Source organism: Aequorivita flava (genome assembly GCF_038742595.1).
Lineage (GTDB): Bacteria > Bacteroidota > Bacteroidia > Flavobacteriales > Flavobacteriaceae > Aequorivita > Aequorivita marisscotiae.
The window spans coordinates 134650-159146 of record NZ_JBANCF010000005.1 but is presented as its reverse complement, the minus strand read 5'-3'; the positions used below and the strand labels follow the sequence as shown (position 1 = coordinate 159146).

24 protein-coding genes are annotated in these 24497 nt (G+C 37.1%); 11 read left to right on the top strand and 13 right to left on the bottom strand.

Features of this window, described 5'->3' with window-relative positions:
* The first annotated feature begins 12 nt into the window (after positions 1 to 12).
* From VZD24_RS08600 to VZD24_RS08590, 3 genes are read left to right on the top strand one after another with little or no spacing between them, the layout of a single operon-like run.
* Positions 13 to 753, top strand: a complete 741-nt coding sequence (locus VZD24_RS08600) for an AAA family ATPase (RefSeq protein WP_342687419.1) — start codon at positions 13 to 15, stop codon at positions 751 to 753.
* A gap of 59 nt (positions 754 to 812) precedes the next feature.
* Positions 813 to 1661, top strand: coding sequence for a 23S rRNA (adenine(1618)-N(6))-methyltransferase RlmF (gene rlmF / locus VZD24_RS08595; RefSeq protein ID WP_342687418.1), 849 nt, complete (start codon positions 813 to 815; stop codon positions 1659 to 1661).
* Positions 1662 to 1683: 22 nt separating this feature from the next.
* A complete protein-coding gene (locus VZD24_RS08590) occupies positions 1684 to 2484 on the top strand; it encodes a DUF1853 family protein (protein ID WP_279447176.1) in 801 nt (266 codons plus the stop codon).
* 6 nt (positions 2485 to 2490) lie between these two features.
* Here VZD24_RS08590 and VZD24_RS08585 read toward each other — a convergent pair whose 3' ends face one another.
* The 8 genes from VZD24_RS08585 to VZD24_RS08550 form a co-directional block, all read right to left on the bottom strand.
* On the bottom strand, positions 2491 to 3882 hold the full coding sequence (locus tag VZD24_RS08585; protein WP_342687416.1) for a M20/M25/M40 family metallo-hydrolase: 1392 nt from the start codon (positions 3880 to 3882) through the stop codon (positions 2491 to 2493).
* Positions 3883 to 3935: 53 nt separating this feature from the next.
* The gene (locus tag VZD24_RS08580; protein ID WP_342687415.1) at positions 3936 to 4814 is read right to left on the bottom strand and encodes a PPK2 family polyphosphate kinase; all 879 of its coding nucleotides are present in this window, start codon (positions 4812 to 4814) and stop codon (positions 3936 to 3938) included.
* Positions 4815 to 4822: 8 nt separating this feature from the next.
* Positions 4823 to 5986 (bottom strand): sigma-54-dependent transcriptional regulator, encoded by a 1164-nt coding sequence (locus VZD24_RS08575; protein WP_279447173.1) that lies wholly within the window; start codon positions 5984 to 5986, stop codon positions 4823 to 4825.
* On the bottom strand, positions 5986 to 6900 hold the full coding sequence (locus tag VZD24_RS08570; protein WP_279447172.1) for a hypothetical protein: 915 nt from the start codon (positions 6898 to 6900) through the stop codon (positions 5986 to 5988). The genes VZD24_RS08575 and VZD24_RS08570 overlap by 1 nt, the downstream gene beginning before the upstream one ends.
* A 54-nt stretch (positions 6901 to 6954) precedes the next feature.
* A complete protein-coding gene (locus tag VZD24_RS08565; protein WP_279447171.1) occupies positions 6955 to 8262 on the bottom strand; it encodes an ABC transporter permease in 1308 nt (435 codons plus the stop codon).
* Between the two features lie 6 nt (positions 8263 to 8268).
* Positions 8269 to 9195, bottom strand: coding sequence for an ABC transporter ATP-binding protein (locus tag VZD24_RS08560; protein WP_279447170.1), 927 nt, complete (start codon positions 9193 to 9195; stop codon positions 8269 to 8271).
* 351 nt (positions 9196 to 9546) lie between these two features.
* Entirely contained in the window at positions 9547 to 10656 is a 1110-nt protein-coding gene (gene dnaJ, locus VZD24_RS08555) for a molecular chaperone DnaJ (protein ID WP_279447169.1), read from the bottom strand.
* 1 nt (position 10657) lies between these two features.
* Positions 10658 to 11209 carry a nucleotide exchange factor GrpE gene (locus VZD24_RS08550; RefSeq protein WP_279447168.1) on the bottom strand — a complete coding sequence of 184 codons (552 nt, stop codon included), beginning with the start codon at positions 11207 to 11209 and terminating at the stop codon, positions 10658 to 10660.
* A gap of 153 nt (positions 11210 to 11362) precedes the next feature.
* Between VZD24_RS08550 and VZD24_RS08545 the strand changes: the two genes are divergently transcribed.
* Entirely contained in the window at positions 11363 to 12016 is a 654-nt protein-coding gene (locus VZD24_RS08545) for a YceI family protein (RefSeq protein ID WP_279447167.1), read from the top strand.
* A 54-nt stretch (positions 12017 to 12070) separates the two neighbouring features.
* On the opposite strand, the gene VZD24_RS08540 is transcribed toward VZD24_RS08545, so the two are convergent.
* The 3 genes from VZD24_RS08540 to VZD24_RS08530 form a co-directional block, all read right to left on the bottom strand.
* Positions 12071 to 12985: a TIGR01777 family oxidoreductase gene (locus VZD24_RS08540; RefSeq protein ID WP_279447166.1), complete on the bottom strand. Its 915-nt coding sequence runs from the start codon at positions 12983 to 12985 to the stop codon at positions 12071 to 12073.
* A 133-nt stretch (positions 12986 to 13118) separates the two neighbouring features.
* The gene (mnmC2, locus tag VZD24_RS08535; protein WP_279447165.1) at positions 13119 to 13784 is read right to left on the bottom strand and encodes a tRNA (5-methylaminomethyl-2-thiouridine)(34)-methyltransferase MnmC2; all 666 of its coding nucleotides are present in this window, start codon (positions 13782 to 13784) and stop codon (positions 13119 to 13121) included.
* Between the two features lie 5 nt (positions 13785 to 13789).
* The gene (locus VZD24_RS08530; protein WP_342687414.1) at positions 13790 to 14305 is read right to left on the bottom strand and encodes a DUF4920 domain-containing protein; all 516 of its coding nucleotides are present in this window, start codon (positions 14303 to 14305) and stop codon (positions 13790 to 13792) included.
* A 112-nt stretch (positions 14306 to 14417) separates the two neighbouring features.
* Here VZD24_RS08530 and VZD24_RS08525 point away from each other — a divergent pair, with 112 nt between their 5' ends.
* Complete coding sequence (locus tag VZD24_RS08525) at positions 14418 to 15488, top strand: branched-chain amino acid aminotransferase (protein WP_279447163.1); 1071 nt, start codon at positions 14418 to 14420, stop codon at positions 15486 to 15488.
* A 60-nt stretch (positions 15489 to 15548) separates the two neighbouring features.
* Here VZD24_RS08525 and VZD24_RS08520 read toward each other — a convergent pair whose 3' ends face one another.
* Complete coding sequence (locus VZD24_RS08520; protein ID WP_279447162.1) at positions 15549 to 15935, bottom strand: pyrophosphohydrolase domain-containing protein; 387 nt, start codon at positions 15933 to 15935, stop codon at positions 15549 to 15551.
* Between the two features lie 683 nt (positions 15936 to 16618).
* On the opposite strand from VZD24_RS08520, the gene VZD24_RS08515 reads away from it, so the two are divergent.
* From VZD24_RS08515 to VZD24_RS08490, 6 genes are all read left to right on the top strand, one after another.
* Positions 16619 to 17428, top strand: coding sequence for a hypothetical protein (locus VZD24_RS08515; RefSeq protein WP_279447160.1), 810 nt, complete (start codon positions 16619 to 16621; stop codon positions 17426 to 17428).
* Positions 17429 to 17733: 305 nt separating this feature from the next.
* Complete coding sequence (locus VZD24_RS08510) at positions 17734 to 18237, top strand: hypothetical protein (RefSeq protein WP_342687413.1); 504 nt, start codon at positions 17734 to 17736, stop codon at positions 18235 to 18237.
* A 14-nt stretch (positions 18238 to 18251) separates the two neighbouring features.
* Entirely contained in the window at positions 18252 to 20072 is a 1821-nt protein-coding gene (locus VZD24_RS08505) for a tetratricopeptide repeat-containing sensor histidine kinase (protein ID WP_342688786.1), read from the top strand.
* The gene (locus tag VZD24_RS08500; protein WP_279447157.1) at positions 20069 to 20695 is read left to right on the top strand and encodes a response regulator; all 627 of its coding nucleotides are present in this window, start codon (positions 20069 to 20071) and stop codon (positions 20693 to 20695) included. The genes VZD24_RS08505 and VZD24_RS08500 overlap by 4 nt, the downstream gene beginning before the upstream one ends.
* 124 nt (positions 20696 to 20819) lie before the next feature.
* Entirely contained in the window at positions 20820 to 21437 is a 618-nt protein-coding gene (locus tag VZD24_RS08495; protein WP_342687411.1) for a hypothetical protein, read from the top strand.
* Positions 21438 to 21515: 78 nt separating this feature from the next.
* Positions 21516 to 22214 carry a hypothetical protein gene (locus VZD24_RS08490; RefSeq protein WP_342687410.1) on the top strand — a complete coding sequence of 233 codons (699 nt, stop codon included), beginning with the start codon at positions 21516 to 21518 and terminating at the stop codon, positions 22212 to 22214.
* 140 nt (positions 22215 to 22354) lie between these two features.
* Here VZD24_RS08490 and VZD24_RS08485 read toward each other — a convergent pair whose 3' ends face one another.
* Positions 22355 to 24394 (bottom strand): dipeptidyl-peptidase 3 family protein, encoded by a 2040-nt coding sequence (locus VZD24_RS08485; RefSeq protein WP_342687409.1) that lies wholly within the window; start codon positions 24392 to 24394, stop codon positions 22355 to 22357.
* Positions 24395 to 24497 lie beyond the last annotated feature (103 nt).

The window sequence follows — 24497 nt, the reverse complement described above, 5'->3', positions numbered from 1 at the left end:
AAATAGGTTAAAATGGCACTATCAGATTTTATAATTATTTCAAAAGAAGCAACCCTTGGCTTAAACCAATTACATTTAAGTAAGGCCAATAAAAATGCCTTAAAACAGTTGTTAAAGGAGTTTAAACATTTTGAAATTTTAAACAAATACAAGCTTCCGGTAGCCAATAAAATTTTTCTCTTTGGTCATACGGGATGCGGAAAAACTACCACCGCCAAAGCCATAGCACAATCTTTAGATAAAAAAATAATCATTTTAAACCTGGGAAATATCGTTTCTTCCCGATTGGGCGAAACCGCTAAAAATATTACCGAAGTCTTTAAAAAAGCTGCTCGTGAAAACGCTGTTTTGCTATTAGACGAATTTGATTCCATCGGGAAACTTCGCGATCACGACGATAAAGATTCTGCCGAAATGAAACGATTGGTAAATACAGTTATTCAATTAATTGATGAATTGCCAAATAACGTTTTATTAATTGCCGCTACCAATCATCCCAGTGTAATTGACACTGCTTTGTTGCGAAGATTTCAACTAAAACTTAAATTCGAATTGCCTGACCAAGACCAATTAGACGTGTATTATAATTCGCTTTTAGAACAATTTCCCGAAGAGTTCAGTGTACTAAACCGCGTTTATAATATATCGTATGCCGAAGCAAAAGACATTACTTTTAGCGCCGTAAAAAATGCTATAATTAAAAATGAAGAAGCCAAAGTGGCGCGCGACCTAAAGCAAAAGCCTGTGCTATAAATTATTTCAAAATTGGTTTACGCCCGTTGTAGTACCTTTACTTTCTTAAAATACAAGCTGTGCATCCAAAAAATCCCTTTGCCAAAGATTATAACTTTAGTACACTTATAGCAAACCACCCTCCATTAAATCATTTTGTCTTTAAGAATAATTATGGCAACACCACTATAAAATTTGCCAATAATGAAGCGGTAATAGCTCTAAACACAGCATTATTAAAAACTCATTACGAATTAAATTACTGGAAAATCCCCGAAGACAACCTCTGCCCGCCTATTCCGGGGAGGTTAGATTATTTGTTACACGTTGCAGACTTGTTAAACAAAACAGACATTCATTTGCTGGATATTGGCACGGGCGCAAACCTCATCTACCCCATACTTGCACGTTGTCATTTTAATTGGCGCTGCACAGCCAGCGAGGTGAATACAGATTCGCTGCGCAATGCCCAAAAAATAATTTCTAAAAATAATATACTCTCAAATATTGAATTACGGCACCAGCAATTCAAGACGCAAATTTTAGAAAACATTATCCATCCCACAGATTATTTTGATGTGGTGGTTTGCAATCCGCCGTTTTTTAAAAACCGAACAGAGGCAGAACAAAGCAACCAACGCAAGTTTAAAAATTTAGATTTAAAGGGCCAAAACTCGAAAAATTTCGGCGGTCTCAGCAACGAGTTATGGTATAAAGGCGGCGAAGTAGCATTTATAAGAAAAATGACCGAAGAAAGCATTCAGTTTAAGGAACAAGTACATTGGTTTACAGTCATAGTGTCGCAAAAAGAAAACCTAAAAAATTGTAAACGCGCAATTAACAAAACCAAGCCTACGAATATAAAAATTGTTGAAATGGAGCAAGGCAACAAACAAAGCCGATTTATTGCTTGGACATTTAAAACTTAACACCAAAATTTACCGCAACCTATTGAATAGCCACATTTTAAATAGCTTTATAAACGCACCTGAATTAAAAATTACTTCGGAGAAGTATCCTTTTGAAAATTTTAGTTTTTTAAATGAAATGATAACCACAAGCGAATTCAACTTTCCCGAACAATTAGTACTCGGAATGCAAGCCGAAGCCTGTTTTGAAGCTTTTTTAAGAAGTTCAAAAAACTATAAACTCCTCGTGGCAAATCTTCAAATAAATGGTGCGAAAGAAACCTTAGGCGAACTGGATTACATAGCTAAAAACATACAAAGTGAAGAAATAATTCATATTGAATTAGCTTGCAAATTTTATTTATACGATGAAAATCTAGGTGCTACGGAAGAAGAAAAATGGATTGGCCCCAACCGAAAAGACAGTCTTTTTGATAAATTGGAAAAAGTAAAGTTGAAACAATTTCCACTACTTCAAAAAGCGGAAACTATTGAAAAACTACACTCTTTAAATATCACTTTGCCAACTTCGCAACAATTGTGTTTAAAGGCTTTTTTATTCATTCCGAAGAAAATAAAAAGCAATGATTTCTCTTTAAATTACACCAACTGCATCGTAGGATATTGGATAAAACACAACGATTTTGTTGCGGAAGAAAGCGAAGCACTATACGCCATACCCACCAAAAAAGAATGGCTTTTACCACCAAGGGCTATTGCAGCCTGGCATTCGTTTTCAGAAATAAAAGAGAAAGTTGAACTTCAGATTAAAAATAACAAATCACCTTTAATTTATAAAAAAACGCCCCATAAAATGGAACGTTTTTTTGTAGTATGGTGGTAATTAAATTTATTTAGCGCCGTAAGTATCCATTAAATACATCAGACTAGCCATAGTTGCCGCGCCAAGTTCCAGTTCGCGTTTGTTAATTTGTTCAAATGTATCGTTTGCAGAGTGGTGAATATCGAAATAACGCTGAGAATCTGGTTGTAATCCAGCGAGCACATTGATATTTCCTTTCATTGGACGTATATCTGCGCCGCTATACCCTTCATCAAACAGATGAATTAAATACGGCTCAAAAAGTGGCGCCCACGAACGAATTTGCGCAAGGTTGGCGTCATCGGTTTCAAGTGAAAAACCCCGAGGTGTAAATCCACCACTATCGCTCTCCAATGCAAAAACGTGGGTTTCATTTTTTCGTTTGGCTTCTTCGGCATATTTTAATCCGCCGCGCAAACCATTTTCTTCATTCATAAATAAAACTACGCGAATGCTGTGTTTTGGCTTGTAATTCAGTTTTTTAAAAAGTCGCAATACTTCCATACTTTGTGTAACTCCCGCACCATCGTCGTGAGCGCCATCACCAACATCCCAACTGTCTAAGTGGCCACCAACTACCATATATTTATCAGGGTAAGTGGTGCCAGTTATTTCGCCAATTACATTATAAGAAAGTACATCGTCCCAAATTTTACAGTTTTGTTTAAAGTAAAATTGTAACTGTGGTTCTAGTTTCAGTAAGCCACTGAGATAATCTGCATCTTTTGTGCTAATTGCGGCAGCAGGAATTCGTTTTGATTCTGGGGTATCGCCATAACTCATTGCCCCCGTATGCGGTGCAGAATCGTTTTTTAAAGACAGCGAACGCACCAATACGCCAATTGCTCCATACTTGGTAGCTTCTGCCGCACCGGAATAACGTTGATTTGACGCACCTCCGTAGGCATGGCCCGTGTGTATTAAATCTGGTTGCATTGGTCTGTTAAAAAAAACTATTTTACCTTCAATTTTTTGACGACCTAAACTTGCGAGTTCCTCAAAATTATGAACTTCTACTACCTCGGCTTTTATTCCCAAATTAGGTGTTGGCACAGACCCTCCCAGTGCTAAAATATTGGTAACGGTTTTTTCGCCCGAGGGAGATTCAATATAGGCGTATTCCTTAAAACCACGTGTCCATTTTGGCACCATTACCGGTTGTAGCCAAACCTTGTCTAAACCCAGTTCCTTTAGCTCGGCTTCGGTGTATTTTACAGCGCGTTCTGCCTCAAAAGAACCAGACAAACGTCCTCCAATTTGGTTGGAAAGATAATCTAACCAGTCGTATGCTTTTCCATCTGATAAGGCCGTGGTATAAAGCTTTTTTAGCATAGTAGAATCCTGCGCTGCATTTTGTGAAATGCTTGCAGTTGAAATAAATAGAAAGAAAATTAAAGCAGGGATTAATCGAGTTTTCATTTGTAAAAAATTTTATAGAATCAGTGTCCTTTTTAACTCAGTGAGCCGACAAATTAATCATTTTTAAGACGTTCACGGTATTCCGAAATTTTTGCCTTTATAGCGTCGTCTAGTTCAGGTTCTTTGATATCCTTGTATTTTTTTAGTTCGCGAAGCATAATTTCTGCCACAATTAATCGGGCAGTATCCTTATCGTCTGAAGGAATAATGTACCAAGGAGCGTGGGATTTTGAGGTGCGATTAATAGCTTGCTCATAATAATTTCTGTATTCTTGCCATAATTCCCTTTCGTCTAAATCGCCTGGAGAAAATTTCCAATTTTTATTTGGCTTGTCCAGCCTGCGAAGCAATCGATTTTTTTGTTCTTCTTTTGAAAGGTTTAAAAAGAATTTGAAAATAATAGTTCCGTTTTCTTGTACTGTCTTTTCAAAATTATTGATTTGCTGAAATCGTTTGTCCCAGAATTCTGTATCAATATCATCTAAAGAGTTTACATCCGGCAAATTTTCACCAAGAATATATTCGGGGTGTACACGGGTAACCAAAACATTTTCATAATGTGTTCTATTGAAAACGCCAAACTTTCCGCGTTCGGGAAGTGCAATGTAGTGGCGCCAAAGATAATCGTGTCTTTTTTCGAGCGAAGTGGGCGTTTTAAAACTGTGAACCACTACTCCACGGGCATTAAAATCTTTAAAAACTTCGCGAATTAAGCTATCTTTCCCAGCCGTATCCATTCCTTGAAGGCAGACCAAAACTGCATATTTTCCGTGGGCGTATAGCGTGTCTTGAAGTTTACCCAACTCTTTTCGCGTTTTTCTTAAATGATTTTTCAACTCATCCTCAGAGGCTTCCAAATCAAAATCATTTCGGGAGCCATCTAATTTTATAGGCCCACTAACTTTAAAATCTTCAATGCGTACTTCTTTCATCTATATATCTATTTACTGGCGAACAATTTAACATCCTCAACGCTAATTTCCTTTTCTCCGAGAATAATTAAGCGCTCCACAACATTTCTGAGTTCGCGAATATTTCCTGTCCAATCGTATTCTTGCAATAATTTTATAGCTTTTGGAGCGAATTTCTTTTTAGTCGTACCGTGTTCAACTGAAATTTTTTCAGAAAAATAATCAACCAATAATGGAATGTCGTCTCTTCTATCATTTAACGGTGGAACTTTTATAAGAATTACTGCCAATCTATGATAGAGATCTTCGCGAAAATTACCTGCTTCTATTTCCTTTTTTAAATTTTTATTGGTCGCAGTAATTACGCGAACATCAACCTTAATGTCCTTGTCGCTACCAACGCGTTGTACTTTATTTTCCTGTAAGGCTCTAAGCACCTTTGCCTGCGCAGAGAGGCTCATATCGCCTACTTCATCGAGAAAAATTGTACCGCCATTTGCAGCTTCAAATTTTCCAGCTCGATCTTTATTTGCTGAGGTAAAAGCACCTTTTACGTGCCCGAATAGTTCGCTTTCAATTAATTCGCTAGGAATTGCAGCGCAGTTAACCTCTATCATCGGACCGTTGCTACGATCGCTTTTTTGATGTAGCCAATGCGCCACCAGTTCTTTTCCGGTACCATTGGGACCGGTAATTAAAACGCGTGCTTCGGTGGGGGCCACTTTTTCAATCATTTTTTTAATCTGTTCTATCTCTGGCGATTCGCCTACCATTTCATAGTTTTTTGAAACCTTTTTTTTAAGGCGGGTATTTTCAACAACCAACTCTTTCCGGTCTAAGGCTATACGAACAGTGTTTAATAAACGGTTTAAATCCGGTGGTTTTGAAATATAATCGAAGGCGCCCAATTTCATTGTATTTACGGCAGTTTCAAGATCGCCGTGTCCGGAAATCATAACCATAGGTGTTTCGGGTTTAATTTTTTTTACGGCTTCCAAAACCTCAACTCCGTCCATTTTGGGCATTTTGATATCGCAAAGTACCAAATCGAAATCTTCATTTTTTATCAGTTCCATTCCGGCAAGGCCATCTTCTGCTTCAAACACCTCGTAGCCTTGGTTTTCTTCAGAAAGAATTTTTACCAAAACTCTTCTAATTGCTGCCTCATCTTCTATTATAAGTATTCTTGCCATTAATATTTAAATTTTATTCCTGCCCTAAAATAGGGAGAATTTTCGGTATTTATTTTATAAACTTTTTTTCCATCGCCGTCTTCCAACCTAAAATCGTTGTAAACCGAATGCGCCGCATACCCATAAAACAATAAATGCTCCGTAAAAAAGTGTTCGTAACCAAGGCCCAATAAACCAATAGTTAGTTGCACACTTTCTGCCACTTTACCATCTTCACCTTGGTCTATAAGTGGCACAAAATTTTGTTGAAGGTTAGAATACACATTATCTAATGTAGCAAATGCCTGAATAGCATCTTTATGACTGTTATTTAGATAGTGGCGCACATTGGTCTTTGGAACCCCGAGGGTGTACGTCCAATTGGGATGAAATTCTTTGTAGTAATTTAAAATGGGCAATGGGTACCATCTGCCCGGCGTTGTGGAATAAACAAGCCCCATAATAAAGCGATATGGTTTTTTACCTTCTTCCGGATTTTTCTTTTTATCTTTTATGGCGTAAGCTCCCACTTCATAAATAAAGTCGTCGTTTACTAAACTGCCTTCAAAATTGCTCTGAATTTTCACCCCGGTTTTTACACCAAATCGCCAATCGTTTTGTTTCCATACATATCCCAAATAAGCATTCATTTGTTGCACAGACGAAACCAGTTGGTCGTCAAAAGCGAAAACATCTTGTGAGTCATTAATATTAATATCAACATATCTGTATTCCAGCCCCACCACCAAAAGGTTTTCCTTCTCCTTGTTTAATGGAATTGGCGCCTGAAGCAAAGCCCGATAACGGTTTATAGAATTATCGGATTTGGCAAACTGCAAATTTAAATATTCAATCCGCGCCAAGTCTGTTGTTTGGGCAGACGCACCTAAAATAAAAAGCATTAGGCAGGCCGTAAGGCAAAGGTTCTTTTTCATAATTTTTCTTTTTCAATTCCATCGAATTCATAGCAACGTTCAATGGATTCTTTATTAATACTTAAGCCACTTAAAAATTTCTTTGTACGTTGGTTTTTTTCCATACATTAATATTCCCACTCGGTAAATTTTTGCCGCAAACCAAACCATAGCAATAAAGGTTGCGAATAAAATTACTACCGAAATAATTTGCTGCCAAAGCGGCACACCAAATGGAATACGCATTAACATTACTACCGGCGAAGTAAAAGGTATGTACGAAAAAACTTGGGAAACAGTTCCGTGTGGATTATCAATTACGGTGAAAAATCCGACATACACCGCCAGAATAAGTGGCATTAAAATAGGCATCATAAATTGTTGGGTATCCGTTTCACTATCTACAGCTGCACCCACCGAGGCGTATAATGAGGCATAGAGTAAATATCCTCCTACAAAAAAGAGGATAAACATTACTATTAAATTAGCAATAGGTAAGTTATTAATCTCGAGCATTACATCTTGCAAAACTTGCTGGGTACCACCATTTACACTGTTTTCTATAACTTGCTGCGACGGGGAACCTGCAGAAGGATCTATGCCGAATACCGACGTTACCACAGTCATTAATACAAGTATTAACACCACCCAAACTACAAATTGTGTAATCCCGGCGAGTGTAGTTCCAAAGATTTTTCCCAAAAGTAAAATTCGAGGTTTTACCGAAGAAATAATCACTTCAATAACACGGCTTGTTTTTTCTTCAATTACGCTGCGCATAATCATATTGCCATAAATAATAATAAACATAAAAAGCAAATAACCTGCGGCACCACCAAAAATTAATTTTAAGCCGGAACCTAACTTTGAGGTTTCCTTTCCTTGAAATGTTTCTTGATTGGCACTTATGTTAATGTGAAGGTTTTTAATGGTTTCTGAATCAATTCCGGCCTCCTTTAATTTTAAAGTGTTTACTTTATCTTCCAACAAGTTATTAATGTCACTCATCAAAGACAATGAAGGGGAGTCTTCTGAATAAAAGGTTATTTTCTCTGAAAGTTCATCGAGGCTTTCGGTTTTAGGAATGTATAACAAACCATAAATTTCGCCATTTTCAGCTATTTTTTTGGCATCTGCCAATTGTACTCCGCTGAGCATTTTATACTGTAAATGGGGGGTAGAATTAAATTCGCCTGCAAACATGCCACTTTCATCCAGTATTGAAATATTACGAACGGTATCGTTATTTAGACTGGACAAATAGGCTACCAATGCGAAAATACCCACAAAAATCAGTGGGCTCAAAAACGTCATTACAATAAAAGATTTATTGCGCACTTTGGTAAGATATTCTCTCTTTATTATAAGCGGAAGATGATTCATGGTTGCTTAGTTTTTTTGAATGGTTTCAATAAAAATATCGTTTGCAGAGGGTACTACTTCAACAAAATGCGTTAACTGCCCTAACGAAGTTAAATAACTAACAAAGTCATTTGGCGCCACAGAATCAGGAATCTTTACTTTGTACTGCAATTCGTCATTAATACTCTTAAACGTTGCCGGAAAAATGTCAAATTTATCTTTTAGAGCAGTCGAAACTGCCATGTGGTTTGGCGTTATTAAACCTATTTCAAAAGTGTTGTTTTTATACTGGCGTTTTATATCGATAAGCCTACCGTCCAAAATTTTATTGGATTTGTGAATCAATGCAATATGATCGCACATTTCTTCTACAGATTCCATGCGGTGGGTAGAGAAAATTACGGTGGCGCCATCGTCGCGTAGCTTTAATATTTCATCTTTAATAAGATTGGCGTTAATAGGATCAAAACCACTAAATGGCTCATCAAAAATTAACAGTTTTGGGTTGTGAAGTACGGTAACAACAAATTGTATTTTTTGTGCCATTCCCTTAGATAATTCCTGGATTTTTTTGTCCCACCAATCACCTATTTCCAACCTATCAAACCAATATTTAAGTCGTTCTTTTGCTTCCTGTTTAGTCAATCCTTTTAACTGTGCCAAGTACAGCGCTTGTTCTCCCACTTTCATAGACTTGTATAACCCGCGTTCTTCGGGCAAATACCCAATATATTTAATGTGGTTTGGCTGAAGAGGTTCACCATCTAAAATTACCGTACCTGCATCTGGCATGGTAATTTGGTTAATAATGCGAATCAACGTAGTTTTTCCAGCGCCATTTGGTCCAAGCAGGCCAAAAATACTTCCCTTTTCTACCTCGATAGATACATTGTTGAGCGCCCTATAATCTCCGTAGATTTTGGAAACATTGTTGACTACTAAAAGTTTTTCCATAAATTTTTTTTGAAGTATGTAAATATATTGAATTGATAGTACCTCTACCTTTATTGAAGAAAGATTTATGATTTTTTTTAGACATATAAACCAAGGGAAAAGATACGCTTAAAAAAAAACCAGCACTATAAAGGTGAAAAAGATGAACACACCTTGTGCAAATGGTAATAATTTTAAAAGAATGACGATTTTAAAACCGTCGAGTTGCTTTGGGCTTAGCTTTTAAAAACAAAACCCACCCAAAAAATGAATTCTTGGGTGGGAAAAAAAATTGCTATGAAAAAGAAAAATTATCACTTCTAAGACGAAGCGACATTTCAAATATATGAAAAATATTTATTTAACGTTTGTTTAAGAGAACATATCTTTCACTTTCTCAAAAAACGACTTGTCTTCTTTCTCAGGCTTCGGCTGAAAATGTTCGTCACTGCTCATTTTCTCAAAAAACTCCTTTTGTTCCTTCGAAAGCGATTTCGGGGTCCAAACATTCACATGTACCAGCAAATCGCCAGTTCCATATCCGTTTATACTTGGAATTCCTTTATTGCGAAGTCTTAAAATCTTTCCGCTCTGCGCTCCATTGTCTATTTTAATACGCACTTTGCCGGTAACGGTTTCTATCTCTTTTGAAGTACCCAAAGCTGCTTCAGAAAAACTTATATATAAATCGTAGTGAAGATTATCGCCCTCACGCTGTAATGTATCGTGCGGTTTTTCTTCAATTGCAACCAAAAGATCGCCAGAAATTCCGTTGCCTGGAGCATCGTTTCCTTTTCCAGATACTTTTAACTGCATTCCATCCACAACACCGGCCGGAATTTTAATAGATACAGTTTCTTCGGTTACCAACATACCGTCAGCATCGGCGTTTGCTGGTTTAGAATCTACTATTTGGCCTGTACCACCACACGCACTACACGTGGCAGAAGTTTGCATGCGCCCTAAAATTGTATTTTGAATTCGCGTAACCTGCCCTTGCCCATTACAAGTAGCACAAGTTTTATAGGTTGTGCCTTTGGCCAGTTTTTTGCGTTTTACTTTTATCTTTTTTTCAACGCCATTGGCTATTTCTTCCAAAGTAAGTTGTACGCGTATTCGCAAATTGCTTCCTTTTACGGTTCTGCGACCACCGCCGCCAAAACCGCCGAAGCCACCACCAAAACCACCGCCAAAAATATCGCCAAATTGGCTGAATATGTCTTCCATATTCATACCACCTCCGCCAAAACCACCACTGCCATCAAAGGCTCGGTGGCCAAATTGATCGTAGCGCGAACGTTTATTGGGGTCGCTTAATATTTCGTACGCTTCCGCAGATTTTTTAAACATTGCCTCGGCTTCAGCATCGCCCGGATTTTTATCGGGATGGTACTGAATTGCCTTCTTTCGGTACGCTTTTTTAATTTCCGCTGCCGTGGCGGACTTTGAGATTTCTAAAATTTCGTAATAATCTTCCTTCATATTATTGTCCTATAACCACTTTTGGATAACGAATTATTTTATCGCCAAGGGTGTATCCCTTTTCAACCACATCAATCACTTTTCCTTTTAATTTCTTGTCCGGTGCCGGTATCTGGGTAACAGCTTCGTGCGATTCCGAATCAAAAACATCGCCTTGTTTTACTTCCATTAAACTTAGCCCCTTAGACTTTAAGGTTTCGCGCAATTTGTTATTTATAAGGGCAACGCCTTTATACAGGCCGTCGTCTTCGCTTTTTTCAATTTCCTTTAATGCGCGTTCAAAGTCGTCTAAAACCGGTAAGAGTGAATTAATTACATCTTCTCCCGCAGTTTTAAACATGTCTATACGTTCGCGGGCAGTTCGTTTTTTAAAATTTTCAAATTCTGCGAAAAGGCGTAGGTAACGATCTTTTTCACGTTGAAACTCCTCTTGCAATTCTGTAAGTGCATCGGTTACTTTTTCTTCGGCAATTTCCTGCGAATTCAACTCCTGTTCGTCAAAACCAATTTCAGCATCGTGCTGGGTTTCTTTTAAATTATCTTCTTTGCTCATAATGGCTATTCTTTCAATTTTTTCTCAAGGGAGCAAAAGTACTGCCATTTGTTGAAAAATGTCAAAATGTCACAGGGTTTTATTTAATAATTCTTTAAGAGTAAACCTCGGTATATTCTCTATTTTTGCACGGATAAACTAAAATCAATAAATATGAAATCTACATTTTTAAAAATTACTTTAATGTCCTTTATTACCATAGGCGCATTTTCGTGTAAAAATACCGAGAAAGAAGCTGAAACAACGGTCGAAGAAGCTGCTCAAGCCACTGAAATGGCAACCGAATATTCTGTAGATGCTGCCGCATCTCAAATTAACTGGGAAGGCGCAAAACCTACCGGCAAACATCACGGCACTATTGATCTTGCTTCGGGAACAATTCATTTAAACGAAGGAAAGGTTGAAGCTGGAAGTTTTACTTTTAATATGAATAGTATTAATGTAGAAGACCTGACTGGAGAAGACAAAGCAAACTTGGAAGCGCACTTAAAAGGAACTGTTGAAGGAAAAGAAGGCGACTTTTTTAATGCAACCGAATATCCTACCGCAAAGTTTGAAATGACCGGCATTGAGAATAATATGGTTAAAGGAAACCTGACCATTAAAGATAAAACAAACCCCATTGAATTTCCTGCAACAGTAAGCATTGAAGGTGATAAAATGACCCTTAAAAGCGAAACTTTTGAAATAGACAGAACGAAATGGGATGTTAATTACGGTTCAAAATCTGTATTTCCAAGTTTGGGAGATAAGTTTATAAACGACACTATTAAATTAAATGTGCTTTTGGTTGCAACAAAAGCATAAATTTTAAGACACTTAAAGCTAAAGATAGAGCGGCAAATTGCCGCTCTATTTTGTTTATAATAAATCCTGCAGTGCAGTTTCTAAATTGTAATATTTAAAATGGTAGCCAAGCTCCTCTATTTTGTGCGAGCTAACCAATTGACCTTCCAGCACCAATACGGCCATTTCGCCTAAAATTAATTTTAAAGCAAAGGCTGGAATATTAGGCAGCCAAAGCGGACTATTAAGTTTAGCCGCAATCATCTTTGTCATCTTCTTATTCTGTACCGGATTTGGCGCTACGGCATTGTACTTGCCTTCCAATTGGTTTTTTAATAAAAACATATATATACCGGCAATATCTTCAATGTGAATCCACGATTGCCACTGCTCACCATTTCCCAATGGCGCACCCACTCCGTATTTAATTGGTTTTATTAATTGCGGTAATGCGCCATCATTTTTTGCCAAAACCATTCCGGTACGCACCTTGCTCACCTCCATTCCCATTCCCAATCCTTTAAATCTGGCTGCTGCAGCTTCCCACTTAACAACAACCTGTGCCAAAAAATTATCGCCAATTTCATCATCTTCTTCGGTGTATAATCTAGTTTCTGAATTTGGATAAATACCAATGCCGCTCGCAGAAATAAAATGAACAACATTGTGGTTTATGTTTTTTAGCGTTTGGTACAACAAGTCCATAGTTTCTATACGGCTGTCCAATATAACTTTTTTGTATTTTTTGGTCCAACGTTCAGAAATAGTGGCTCCAACCAAATTAATTATGGCTTCTGCACCATTAAATGCGTTTACATCAATTTCACCATTTTGGGGATTCCAATAAAAACCCTTGTAGTTTTCGGTATTTTCAATTTTTTCTTTGCTGGTTGTGAGATAATTAACAGCAATGCCTTCACTATGGCACTGCTTTACCAACTCCGAACCAATAAGTCCTGTAGCCCCCGTAATCAATACCTTTTTTATCATAATATTAAAATTATCGATTCAAAAACAAATAGCAATGCTCATTAACGGAAGATTATGAATTGCTCACCATTGCACATAAATTTTTTGAACTTTACCTACATTGAACTGAGCACTCCAAAAAATTAATGATTACTTATTTTACCGCCCGTAACATTTCCTTTTTTCCTGGCGGACCGGGTAGCCGGTAAACGGTAAAGCCTACCGCTTGCATTGCCCGCCTCGCATTACCGTTGGCCGCATAGGTAACCAACACGCCATTGGCCTTTAAAGACCTGTACATTATACTAAAGATTTTCTCAGTCCAAAGTTCTGGTTGAACCCGAATGCCGAAGGCATCAAAATAGATAAGATTAAAAGCGTTTTCAACCGATATTTCAGAAAAGAACTGCTGTATTTTGGCAAGGTGAAATTTTTCTGAAAACCTAGTTTTCTCTTCCCACGGTGCATCGTGAAATTGAATAAATTTTTCTTCGGAAGTATTTAGAAGTGAAGCGTAATTGAGTTGCCGTATTTCATCTATTTGTAACGGATAGGCTTCAATTCCCGTATAATTTACAGCAAACGAATTTTTTTCAGTTTCTAAAAAAGTAAGAAAAGCGTTGAGACCGGTTCCAAACCCAATTTCAAGAATTGAAACACCTGGCTCTTTATTTTCAGAAAACCAATAATGAAGCCCCTCCTTTATAAAAACATGCAGAGCTTCGGCTATTGCCCCGTGCTTAGAATGGTATTGCTCGTTCCATTCGTTAATATGCAAGGAATAAGAGCCGTCGGCTGTTTTAAAAAGTGTGCGTTTCAAAAAAACTAGTGCTTTTCCTCTTCCGGAATAAGTACTCCGTGAGCTTCAAAGGCAAGGGTGCGCTTTACTTCGGTAATCGCAGCAATTTCTTCGGCCGTAGCTCCGCCATCTTCGGCGTAATGACGTTGATCTTCAATACTCATTTCTTCAACATATGCTTTACCTTCGGCAATAATTTCTTTGCCAGCAATATCTTTCGGCATAAAGAAACCATAATCTTTAAAACGAACCATTGCCTCGTCTTCACCCAAATCTACTTTCATCCAGCAGCCCTTCTTTTGGCAAACTTCCTTTACTTGGCTGGCAAATTTTACATTGACTGTATCGCCAATTTTTAAATCGTTGTATCTTTTAATTACCGCTTGCGTATTTAATACGTTTTCATCGGTAATTTTTTCGCCAAAAGTTTGGTAGTTCATGGCTATTGTTTCAGTTTCGAGCACAGGTTTGTCTTCAACTTTTTCGTTTTTACAGCCAATGGCAACTGCTATAAGTGAGAACAGAATTAGTGTTTTTTTCATTTTGAAGAATTTAAATAAATTATTGATTGGTAATGCTTTGCAATTTTAATGATTTTTTGAATTTTATATGGTCTAAATTTTACCTATTTTTACCAAATAAACATTTCTTTTCATGAATTCACCTTCCACCGAAAAACTAGACATCCAAAAAGTTGCAACTTCAAGAATTGGCGAAGTAGATTTTAACAATCTTACCTTCGGAAATACTTTTACAGACCACATGTTTGAATGCGACTATAAAAACGGTGTGTGGCAAAAGCCTACCATTAAGCCGTATGGCCCGCTTACAATCTCACCTGCTGCGAAAGTATTTCATTACGGACAAGCGGTTTTTGAAGGAATGAAAGCTTTTAAAGACGACGATAACCGGGTTTGGCTTTTTAGACCTGAGGAAAATTTTAAACGAATTAATAAATCGTCGGTGCGAATGGCCATTCCAGAGTTCCCAAAAGATATTTTCTTTGAGGCGCTAACCACTATCGTGAAAATGGACAAAGACTGGATTCAGCCAGGGCTTGGGAATTCGCTTTATATCCGTCCATTTGTAATTGCAACCCAAGTGGGTGTTTCGGCATCGCCTTCATCTGAATATAAGTTTATGATTTTAATGTCGCCAGCGCAAGCATATTATACTGGCGATGTAAGAGTAGAGATTGCAGAACATTATAGCCGCTCGGCAAATGGTGGCGTAGGTGCCGCAAAAGCTGCCGGAAATTACGGCGCACAATTTTTCCCAACCAATTTGGCACGCGAAAAAGGATTTCAACAAGTAATCTGGACCGACGCCAACGAACACAAATTGTTGGAGGAAGCGGGAACAATGAATGTATTTTTTAGGGTAAACAACACCCTGCTTACTGCTCCGGTAAGCGACAGAATCTTGGATGGGGTTACGCGTAAAAGCGTTTTAGCGCTTGCGGAACGAGATAATCTAACAATAGAGGTAAGGCCGGTTTTGGTTTCGGAAATTGTAGAAGCGGCAAGAAATGGAAGTTTAAAAGAAATTTTTGGAGCTGGCACCGCGGCCGTTATTAGTCCGGTAAGCGCGTTTAGCTATAAAGGAACCGTTTACGAACTTGAAAAACAGGAAGATGGTTTTGCCAAGAGATTTAAAAAAGAATTAATGGATATTCAATACAACCGTAGTGACGATCCGTTTGGCTGGCGGTTTGAAGTTGCGTAAGCAGTAAAAAACGATATTTTATAAAGTCCGAATCTATACTGTTCGGACTTTTTTTAGTTGTTATTTTTCCAAAATTTCGCGAATACGCGGTTTAAAATAGTTGGGGCCTTTTAGCACCTTTCCATCTTCGCGATAAATAGGCTTTCCGTCTTCTCCAAGCTTGCTCATATTGCTGCGCTGAATTTCATTAAAAACCTCTTCAATTTTATGTTGCATACCGTGTTCAATTATGGTTCCGCATAAAATATAGAGCATATCGCCCAGGGCATCTGCTACTTCTACAAGATCGCCCTCGTTTGCTGCTTTTAAGTATTCTTCGTTTTCCTCACGCATTAATTCGTAGCGCAAAAGGTTTTTCTTCATTCCCAGATTAGCCGTTGGAATGTTTTTTATTCCTAGACCAAATGCATCGTGAAATTCAGAAACTGCATTTATTTTATTCTTCATTTTTATGCCCAAATAGCAGGGTGATTTTTAAATTAGTATTGTATTTTTAACCCCTGTAAAACTACAACTTTATGTTTACTAATGGCCAATTGGTTTTCGCTGGATTATTTTTTATTGTCTTTGTAATAATCATGATATTTAGCTATAAAGGCGATAAAAGACTTCACAAAAAATATTATAAGGGCAGTATCTGGGTCCTGGTAGGTTTTATAGTTTTTGTTACCTTATTAATCTTGGTAAAAAACTATTTTAAAAGCTAACATGCAGCAAATGCGTAATATTACCAGTGTGGCCGCACTTTAAAAAAACGGTTCTCTCTCTACTATTTTAATTCAACATTTCTACAAAAATACCTCTTAATAGGTATTTTATTTGGAAATCTCCTACCCTACATTTGCTTTATAACAATGTAATCACGTACAGCAATGTATTAGTTTTAAGACGAATAAATTGAACTAGTTTGAATTAGCAATTTATTTAATCTGAAGAAAAAACCTATAAGTGCATTGTAATAATACAGCTTTCTATTAAAATTTTGCTCTTTGGGGAGGGAGTAAAAAGTTAATAAAATTGAAGCAATGCACTGCAGGTTTTTCTTAAAATTTCCCTCGAAAAAATAAACTAGATGAAATATTAAAAGCAATACCAATTGTACACTTACTAACTAAAAACCAAATTAAATTATGAAAAAATTAAAATACCTATTTCCATTTTTATTAGCTTTTTCCTTCTTCTTTATAAGTTGTGAAAAAGATGAAGATTCTGATCCAGAAGAGGAAGAAGTGGTTGAAGTAAACGAAAGTTCCATCATTCCATCCTCTTCGTTTGGGCGACCAAACAACTATTTGGGCTGTATTGAAATTACCAGCCGAATTACCAACATTGCTGTTTGGGATCACGGTACCGTTGATGGCGATATTGTTTCAATTATTGCTAATGACGATATTATTATAGACGAACAAACATTAAGAGGACCCGACAGTCCTATTAGTGTAGATTACGATTTTGGTTACAACGGTTTTAATTATGTAACCTTATATGCACATAACTTGGGCGATATACCCCCGAATACATGTACCGTTGCAATTAATGGAGTAGAATTTGTCTTGGAAGCAAATTTAGACGCCAACGGTTCGGTAGATGTAATTGTTAACGGCTATGGCGTTGACTGCAGTGATGCAGGTGGCGGCGGTGGCTCTGGCGGGGGCGGTGGCTCTGGAGGCGGAAGCAACAAAGGCGATGTAAAGTTTTGGATAAATGACGATTTTGGCTGTGGCCCAATTACGGTGAATTTAAGCGGCGTAGGCACCAGTGATATAACTGGATATTATTACGCCGGCACACCAGATTGTACCCCAGACGGCATTGGCGGAAATTTTAACGACCTTACCCCTGGCACGTACAACTATTCGGCAAGTTGCCAAGGCTACACCTGGGATGGCTCCGTAACTGTTACCGAAGATTCCTGCTACCGTATGCAATTAACTTTATAAGTGTTTCTGTAATTTGTTTGAACCAAAAGAGGTCGTATAATATGTATTTATTCGACCTCTTTTATTTCAAAACCAATCTCTTGATAAGTTTAGAAATTTCAATATTTTATTTAGAAAGAACAGTCCAATTTTACTCCTTGAATATCAAACAAATAGTTGCCTGTCTTAATTCTTCTAATTAAATTAGTGCTTTACCATTTTGTAGTTTTTAAGCAAATATACCCCCTAAAGAGGATTTTATTATCCCTAAGATTAGCGAATCTTTGAAGTATAAATCATTACTAATTCAAAAAAAAAAAACAATTATGGGTATCAAGACAATTACGCTCTGTTTTATAACTCTATTTTTTCTTTTGGCAACTACTAGCTGCAAGGAAAAAACGGTAGAATTTGCAATAACCAACGTATCCGCAGCCGGTACCGAGTATGATATTTGCACCTCCAATTGTGCTGTTTTAACAGATAAATCGTGCTACAATACTGAAGATGGCACTGCCATTTTGTATATGCCTGTGCCAAAAGATCATTACTTAACAATAAAAAAACAAAGTGGCAACGAAATATATTTTGAAGCCAATGGTTCCCAATTAGATCAGGATTACAGCATTTTTAAAATTAGGTTAAGCGGACTCAAAAAGACTGCTGGATCTAAATTATTCGTTTTTTTAGATATAAACAGTAACAATCAGGTTTGCGCAAGCGGGAAAAACCCCGGTAAACTAGGCGTAAAAAAGAAAGGTACCGAAATTTCAGGACACCCCATTTTAGATAATGGCTGCACACCTTCTGGCGTATGTATAACACGATAATTTTTAGCATTTGTATGATATTTATTTCTGCTGGTTGGTCGCAGGAAGATTCTACATTTTATTATTTTGACCAGACTACACCAGAACGGTTAATTAAAGCCAAGATTGAAAAAACGAAAGATCCGGCTTTAAAAAGTTATTATCGGCTCGTATATTTCAGTAAGAATAGAAACGTAGATTCCATGGGGTATTACCTTAAAAAAATTGATGCCCAGCAAGGTTTACCAGCTACCCTTTTACCTAGACTATTATACTTAAATGCGTATTACAATCGTATATTGGATAACGATTCCCTCGCATTTGTCTATCATCAAAAAGCCTTAATACAAGCCACCAAAAACGAAGACACCTTAACAATATTAAATAGTTTAAGCGGACTTTCGCAGTCGTGGGATTATAAGGAAGACAACCATTACAGGCTTGATTATCTGGAAAAACTTAAGCTGGCCGCCAACAAATACAACAATCAAAGTTTTAGCATAATTTACAGCTATCTTTTAGGAAATTACCACTTGTTTAGAGACCATAATACGGAAGCTCTAAATAATTACAAAAAGGTTTTAGCAAATACTTTTGGTCCTCGCGATAGTATTTTATTGGTGGGAACTCTTGGCAATATTGGAGCCTTATACCAAACAAATATTAGCAATCCAGATTCTGCCATTTATTATTACAATAAAAAACTAAATCTTATTGAAACGAATCCCAATTTTGGTACTGCCGAACATTATCTAAACGTTTACAATAATTTAGGAAAAGCCTACGCTACTAAAAAAAATTATCTGCAAGCAAGATTAAATCTGGAAAAAGCATTGGAGTATAATACTACAAAAAATAAGGTTTTTAATGAACTCATGATAGCCGAAAATTTAGCCGAAGTTAACGCAGGACTCGGTTATTTTAAAGAAGGTTTTTATAATCTAAAAAATGTAATTAAACTTTCCGATAGCTTAAGCAAAGAAGAGCACCAAGAAAGCATTGCAAACATAATTGAAAACTACGACAACGATACATTAAAATCTAATTTGAAACAACAGAAAATACAACAGCGCAACCTATGGATTGGGGCTTCAATTTTGATGGTTGTACTCAGTGTTATTTCATATTTAATTTTTAAAAATGCCAAACGCAAGCAGTATATCGCCGAGCAACAGCGCGAAATAGAAATTCAAAAAACCGAGAAAATGCTAAAGGAGCAAGAACTCACTACCATAGATGCAATGATAGCGGGTCAGGAAAAGGAACGTGAACGCGTGGCAAGCGATTTACACGACAGCGTTGGCGCAACTCTCGCAGCAGCAAAATTGCAATTTAACCATTTGAAAAACAATAAAGGAAAACTGCCAAACGAAGCCGAAATTTTTGAAAAAACAAGTGTACTTTTAGAGGATGCTTACAGCGAAATCCGAGCTATGGCACATTTAAAAAACAGTGGTGTGATAGCCAAAAACGGCTTGTTGCCTGCTGTAACTAAACTAGCAAAGAATGCTTCGGGAACCAATAATTTAACAATTGATGTACAAGATTTTGGACTAGATGAAAGGCTCGAAAATTCAATGGAAATTGCAGTTTTTAGAATAATTCAAGAACTTGTAACTAACATCATTAAACACTCAAAAGCTTCCGAAGCCAGCATATCTATTACGCAACATACAGATTCACTCAACATAATTGTAGAGGATAATGGCCGTGGATTTAATCCGAAGCAAATTCACGAAAAAGACGGCATGGGTCTTGCCAATATAGAACGTCGGGTGGAGCATTTAGAAGGTAGTATGGAAGTAGATTCAACAATAGGAAGAGGCACAACCGTATTAATAGATATACCAATATGATAACTGTAGCTATAGCCGAAGACCACCAAAGTCTGGTGGACGGTATAAATTTATTACTGAAATATGAAGAGGGCATTTCTATTGTTGGAATGGCCAACGATGGCGAAGCCCTGCTGGAAATTGTACGTAAAAAACAACCAAAAGTAGTTTTAACCGATATTAAAATGCCAAAAATAGACGGCATTGCCGCTACCAAAATCATCAAAAACGAATTTCCCCAAATTAAGATTGTGGCTTTTACAATGTTTAGCCAACACGATGCTGTTTCGCAAATGATTGCAGCAGGTGCTTCGGGATATTTACTAAAAAACTCGCCCTTAGAAGAAGTATTGAACGCAATAAAAACAGTAGCTGCTGGCAATACGTTTTTTGACCGCGGAATTGATCCTTCCTTTCTAAATGAAACCGCCGAAACCACTTCACAAAAACCCATTTTGTCTAAAAGCGAACGTGAAATTTTACGCTATATCGGGCAAGGAAAAACAAGCAGTCAGATTGCAAATTTGCGCTTCACAGCTGTTTCTACGGTAGAGAAGCACCGAAAAAACATGATGCACAAACTAGGCCTTTCCGGTAAAGGCGAACTATTGCGCTACGCTTTGGAACAGAAATACGACTTTTAGGCCAAACCCTATTGCGTTATACCTCTTGCACACTAATGGCAAAGTTGAAAATACCCTTAAACAGGTATTTTTTTTTGGCTTTACTCCGTATAGTTTTGGGTATAACTAACTAAATAAAATAATTATGAAATTTTTACTAAGCAGTATTTTTCTTTTATCCGTAATGGTAGGGATGGCTCAAAATGGAGCGGTTACCCAAACCGTAGAAAGATCGGAAAGCATTAAACCTTTACGAATTGGAACAAAATTAGGCATCCCAAGTTTAATTACCCTAAATGCCGAATATGTTACTCCATTGCTGGATGAACGTGTTGCGGCGTCACTGGATTTTATAAGCTTTTCAAAAACCGTGGACGATGTAAGCATTAAGTACAATAACTTTGAAATTGGTACAAATGTTTACTTAAACGAAACAGGCAAGGGACTTTATGGTTCACTTTCCTACCTGTCTTTTAAAAGCACGGGAACTTTTGAAGATGTAGATTTTGACGATGGCTCATATGGGCCTGGAAAAGCAAAAATTGATTTTAGCACCATAAATTTTAAGGTAGGTGCCAAATTAGGCAGAGTGTTTTATTTTAGAGTTGAATTAGGCTACGGCTTCGGAAAAATACCGGAAACCGTTACAGTGGTCAGTAGCGATTCTAACGCGAAAGCACAAGAAGATATCCCAAATATTCCGGGAATGGGTTCATCGGGTACAGTAATTTTTAATATTGGATTCGGTTTCGGCTTCCTATAAATATACCCTCTATTAGGTATTTCAATTAAAAATTTAAACAATTACTTTTAACGTACTAATTAAATTAACACTCAAATTATGAAAAACTTTATACTCTTATTTGCAATTGCATTCAGCACGGTTATGTTTGGTTCGCCTATAAATTCGGCAATTCCAGACGACGCAGCAGCTGGAAAGAAAAAGGTAGAAGTAGGCTCTTCAGAAAGCGATGCCGAGATCTTTTTAAACGGAAAACTAATAGGCAAAGGAAGTACAGTTATTACGGTTCCCAAAGATGATTGCGTTACAGTAATTGCTAAAAAAATTGGCTTTTTAACAGAACGAATTGAGTTTTGTAATAAAAAAGGCATGACCAAACCGCCTAAAACTTATTTTATTGAAATGAAACGCGACGACGCCTACGACGCTTCTATACAAACCGATATTGCCAATGTAGATATTGAAATGGTCGTGAATACCATGGATAAAGATCAAGCTTGGAAACTCATGAACCAAATTGTATTATCATACATTGACGTAATTGAAATGACCGATAAAGACACTGGTTATCTACGTACCGCTTGGTCTTTAAAAACCTTTATGCAAAACACCATTCGCACACGTATAATAATTAAGGAAACATCTACCAATCCCTTGGTTTTTAAAATAAAATTAGTGAGTGAAGCTTCTGGCTTACCGCTTACAAGCGTAAAAAGCGACGAACTTTACAAGGAATGGGATCGAGTTTTAAGAAGCTACTCCGATGTAATCGGTGAGTTTCAAGCACGTTTAAAATAATATTTCGCCTTTGTATTAGTAGCTGAAATTTCGTTAAACAACTTTGAATAAAAATAAATTAACTAGCCAAATTAATGTTCAACTAAAAAAGCCTTCAAAACAAAATTTTGAAGGCTTTTAAATTTTATGTAATTCGGTATTTAATTTACTGCTGGCAAATTGCTATAATTTTTAGAGTAATAAAGCATCTGTTCGTCAAAAGACTTTGGTTGCTCTATGGTGAAACTTTCAATTTCGCCATTATCGTCCATTTTTGGAACAATTAGCGGGTTTACAAAACCACTATACGGTGCCGATGTAAATTGCTTATTGCGCTCCAAAATTTCTTTGTGAATAGCCTGATCTACTTTAACACCGTAGGTTTCAACTAAATGTTGTACTGCATTATAATCGCCTTCGCTTTTTATACGTTGTGTTTCGCGAAGCAATTCGCCAAACAATTCGTGAAGTTTATCGTAATCGTTAATATTGAAATAGGTTTTTCCGTCCCGGGTAATTTTTTCTATTACATTGTCTGCCTTTCCTTTTTCATAAACCCAAGCAGAAACCCATTGGCGGTTTCGCATGTGAGCTTCTTCTACATCATCGCCCAAATTAAGCCTAATTAATTGCGTCATTAGCCCATTGCGGATGTAACCGTCATAAGCGGCCATTCCAATTTTTTTCCAATCGTCTACCAATCCCAATTCCTGGAGTTTAGGACTGTATAAATAGTAAAGCCCCACCAAATCTGCGCGACCTTCTTCTAAAGTAGAAGCATAGTTTTTAAGAGTTTCTTTGGTTTCGCCAACCCCAGGATTTAATTGTCCCGAAGCATGACCAATAACTTCGTGCAGTGCTGTGTGAAGTTTATCGGCTTGTTGCCCGTATTTTTCTTCCAATTCAAGTTCTTCAGAATCGTTTACAAACTCTTTTAATCTACCTGAACTTCCTGCGTTGTTATAGGCTTCGATAATATTTCCTAAAGAAACAGATTTACTACCCACCGCAGCGCGAATCCAGTTTGCATTTGGCAAGTTAACACCAATTGGCGTGCTTGGCGATGCATCGCCCGCTTCTCCGGCAACATTTACAACTTTATAAGTTACCCCCACCACACTGTCTTTTTTATGTTCTTCCATCAATGGTGAATTATCTTCAAACCATTGAGCGTTTTCAGAAAGTACTGCCATTTTTTCAGACATGTCAAAATCTTTCAGTTGTACAATTGTCTCGTACGAGCCCTTGTAGCCTAACGGATCGTTATACACTTCAATAAAGCTGTTTATGTAATCTATATTTCCTTCAGTTGCGGCGGTCCACGCTACATTATAATCATCCCAAGTTTGTAGGTCGCCAGTTTTGTAGTATTTAATTAACAAGCCAAGTGCATCGCCTTGGGCTTGGTTTTCTGCAACTCCCTGTGCTTTTTCTAACCATCCAATAATTTTATCTATCGCTGCGCCGTAAAGTCCGCCAGATTTATAAACCAGTTCCTTTAGTTCGCCATTTTCTTTTACCAATTTAGAATTTAAACCAAAAGACAATGGTTTTTTAGGATTGGGAGATTTTTTATTGCCGTAAAAATTTTCCACATCTTTATTGGTAACATTGGGTCCATAAAAGTTTACAGCACTTTCTGCAACGTTATCAACACCTTTGGCCTGATTCACTTTTTTTGAATCCTTATCGTTAAAAATTACGTCAAAAGCTTCGCCTTCTAATTTCGTATTAGTATCGGTTAAAAGCTGTTTTAAATAATCTGAAGAAAATTCAGGTATAAGTTTGGCATTGCTATAATGGTGATGAATACCATTACTGAACCAAACACGCTTTAAATAAGTTTCAAAGTTTTTCCAATCTTCCGTGTTTTTATCGCCCTTATAATTCGTGTAAATATTTTCAAGTGCTTTTCTAATGGTAAGATTGTGGCGGTAGTTTTGATCCCACATTATATCTCTTCCTTCCAGACCAGCTTTGGTGAGATAGTATACCAGTTTTTGCTCCTTTAAACTAAGTTGCTCCCAACCAGGAATTTGGTAACGCAGTATTTTTACATCGCCGAACGACTCAACATTGTAATCAAACTCTGTATTCGCTACATTTTCAGTTTGGGCTATATTGTTCTCTGTCTTGTTTTCTTTACAAGAAAAAAACAATAAACCGCTTATTGCCATTGCAATAAAAAGGGTCTTCTTCATATTATAAAATTTTTAGGTTCTCGCAAATGTACTAAAATATTTATCGCAATATTATAAAGATGAAAACATAGAAAATGGAACCTGCGCATTTTAAAATGCGTCT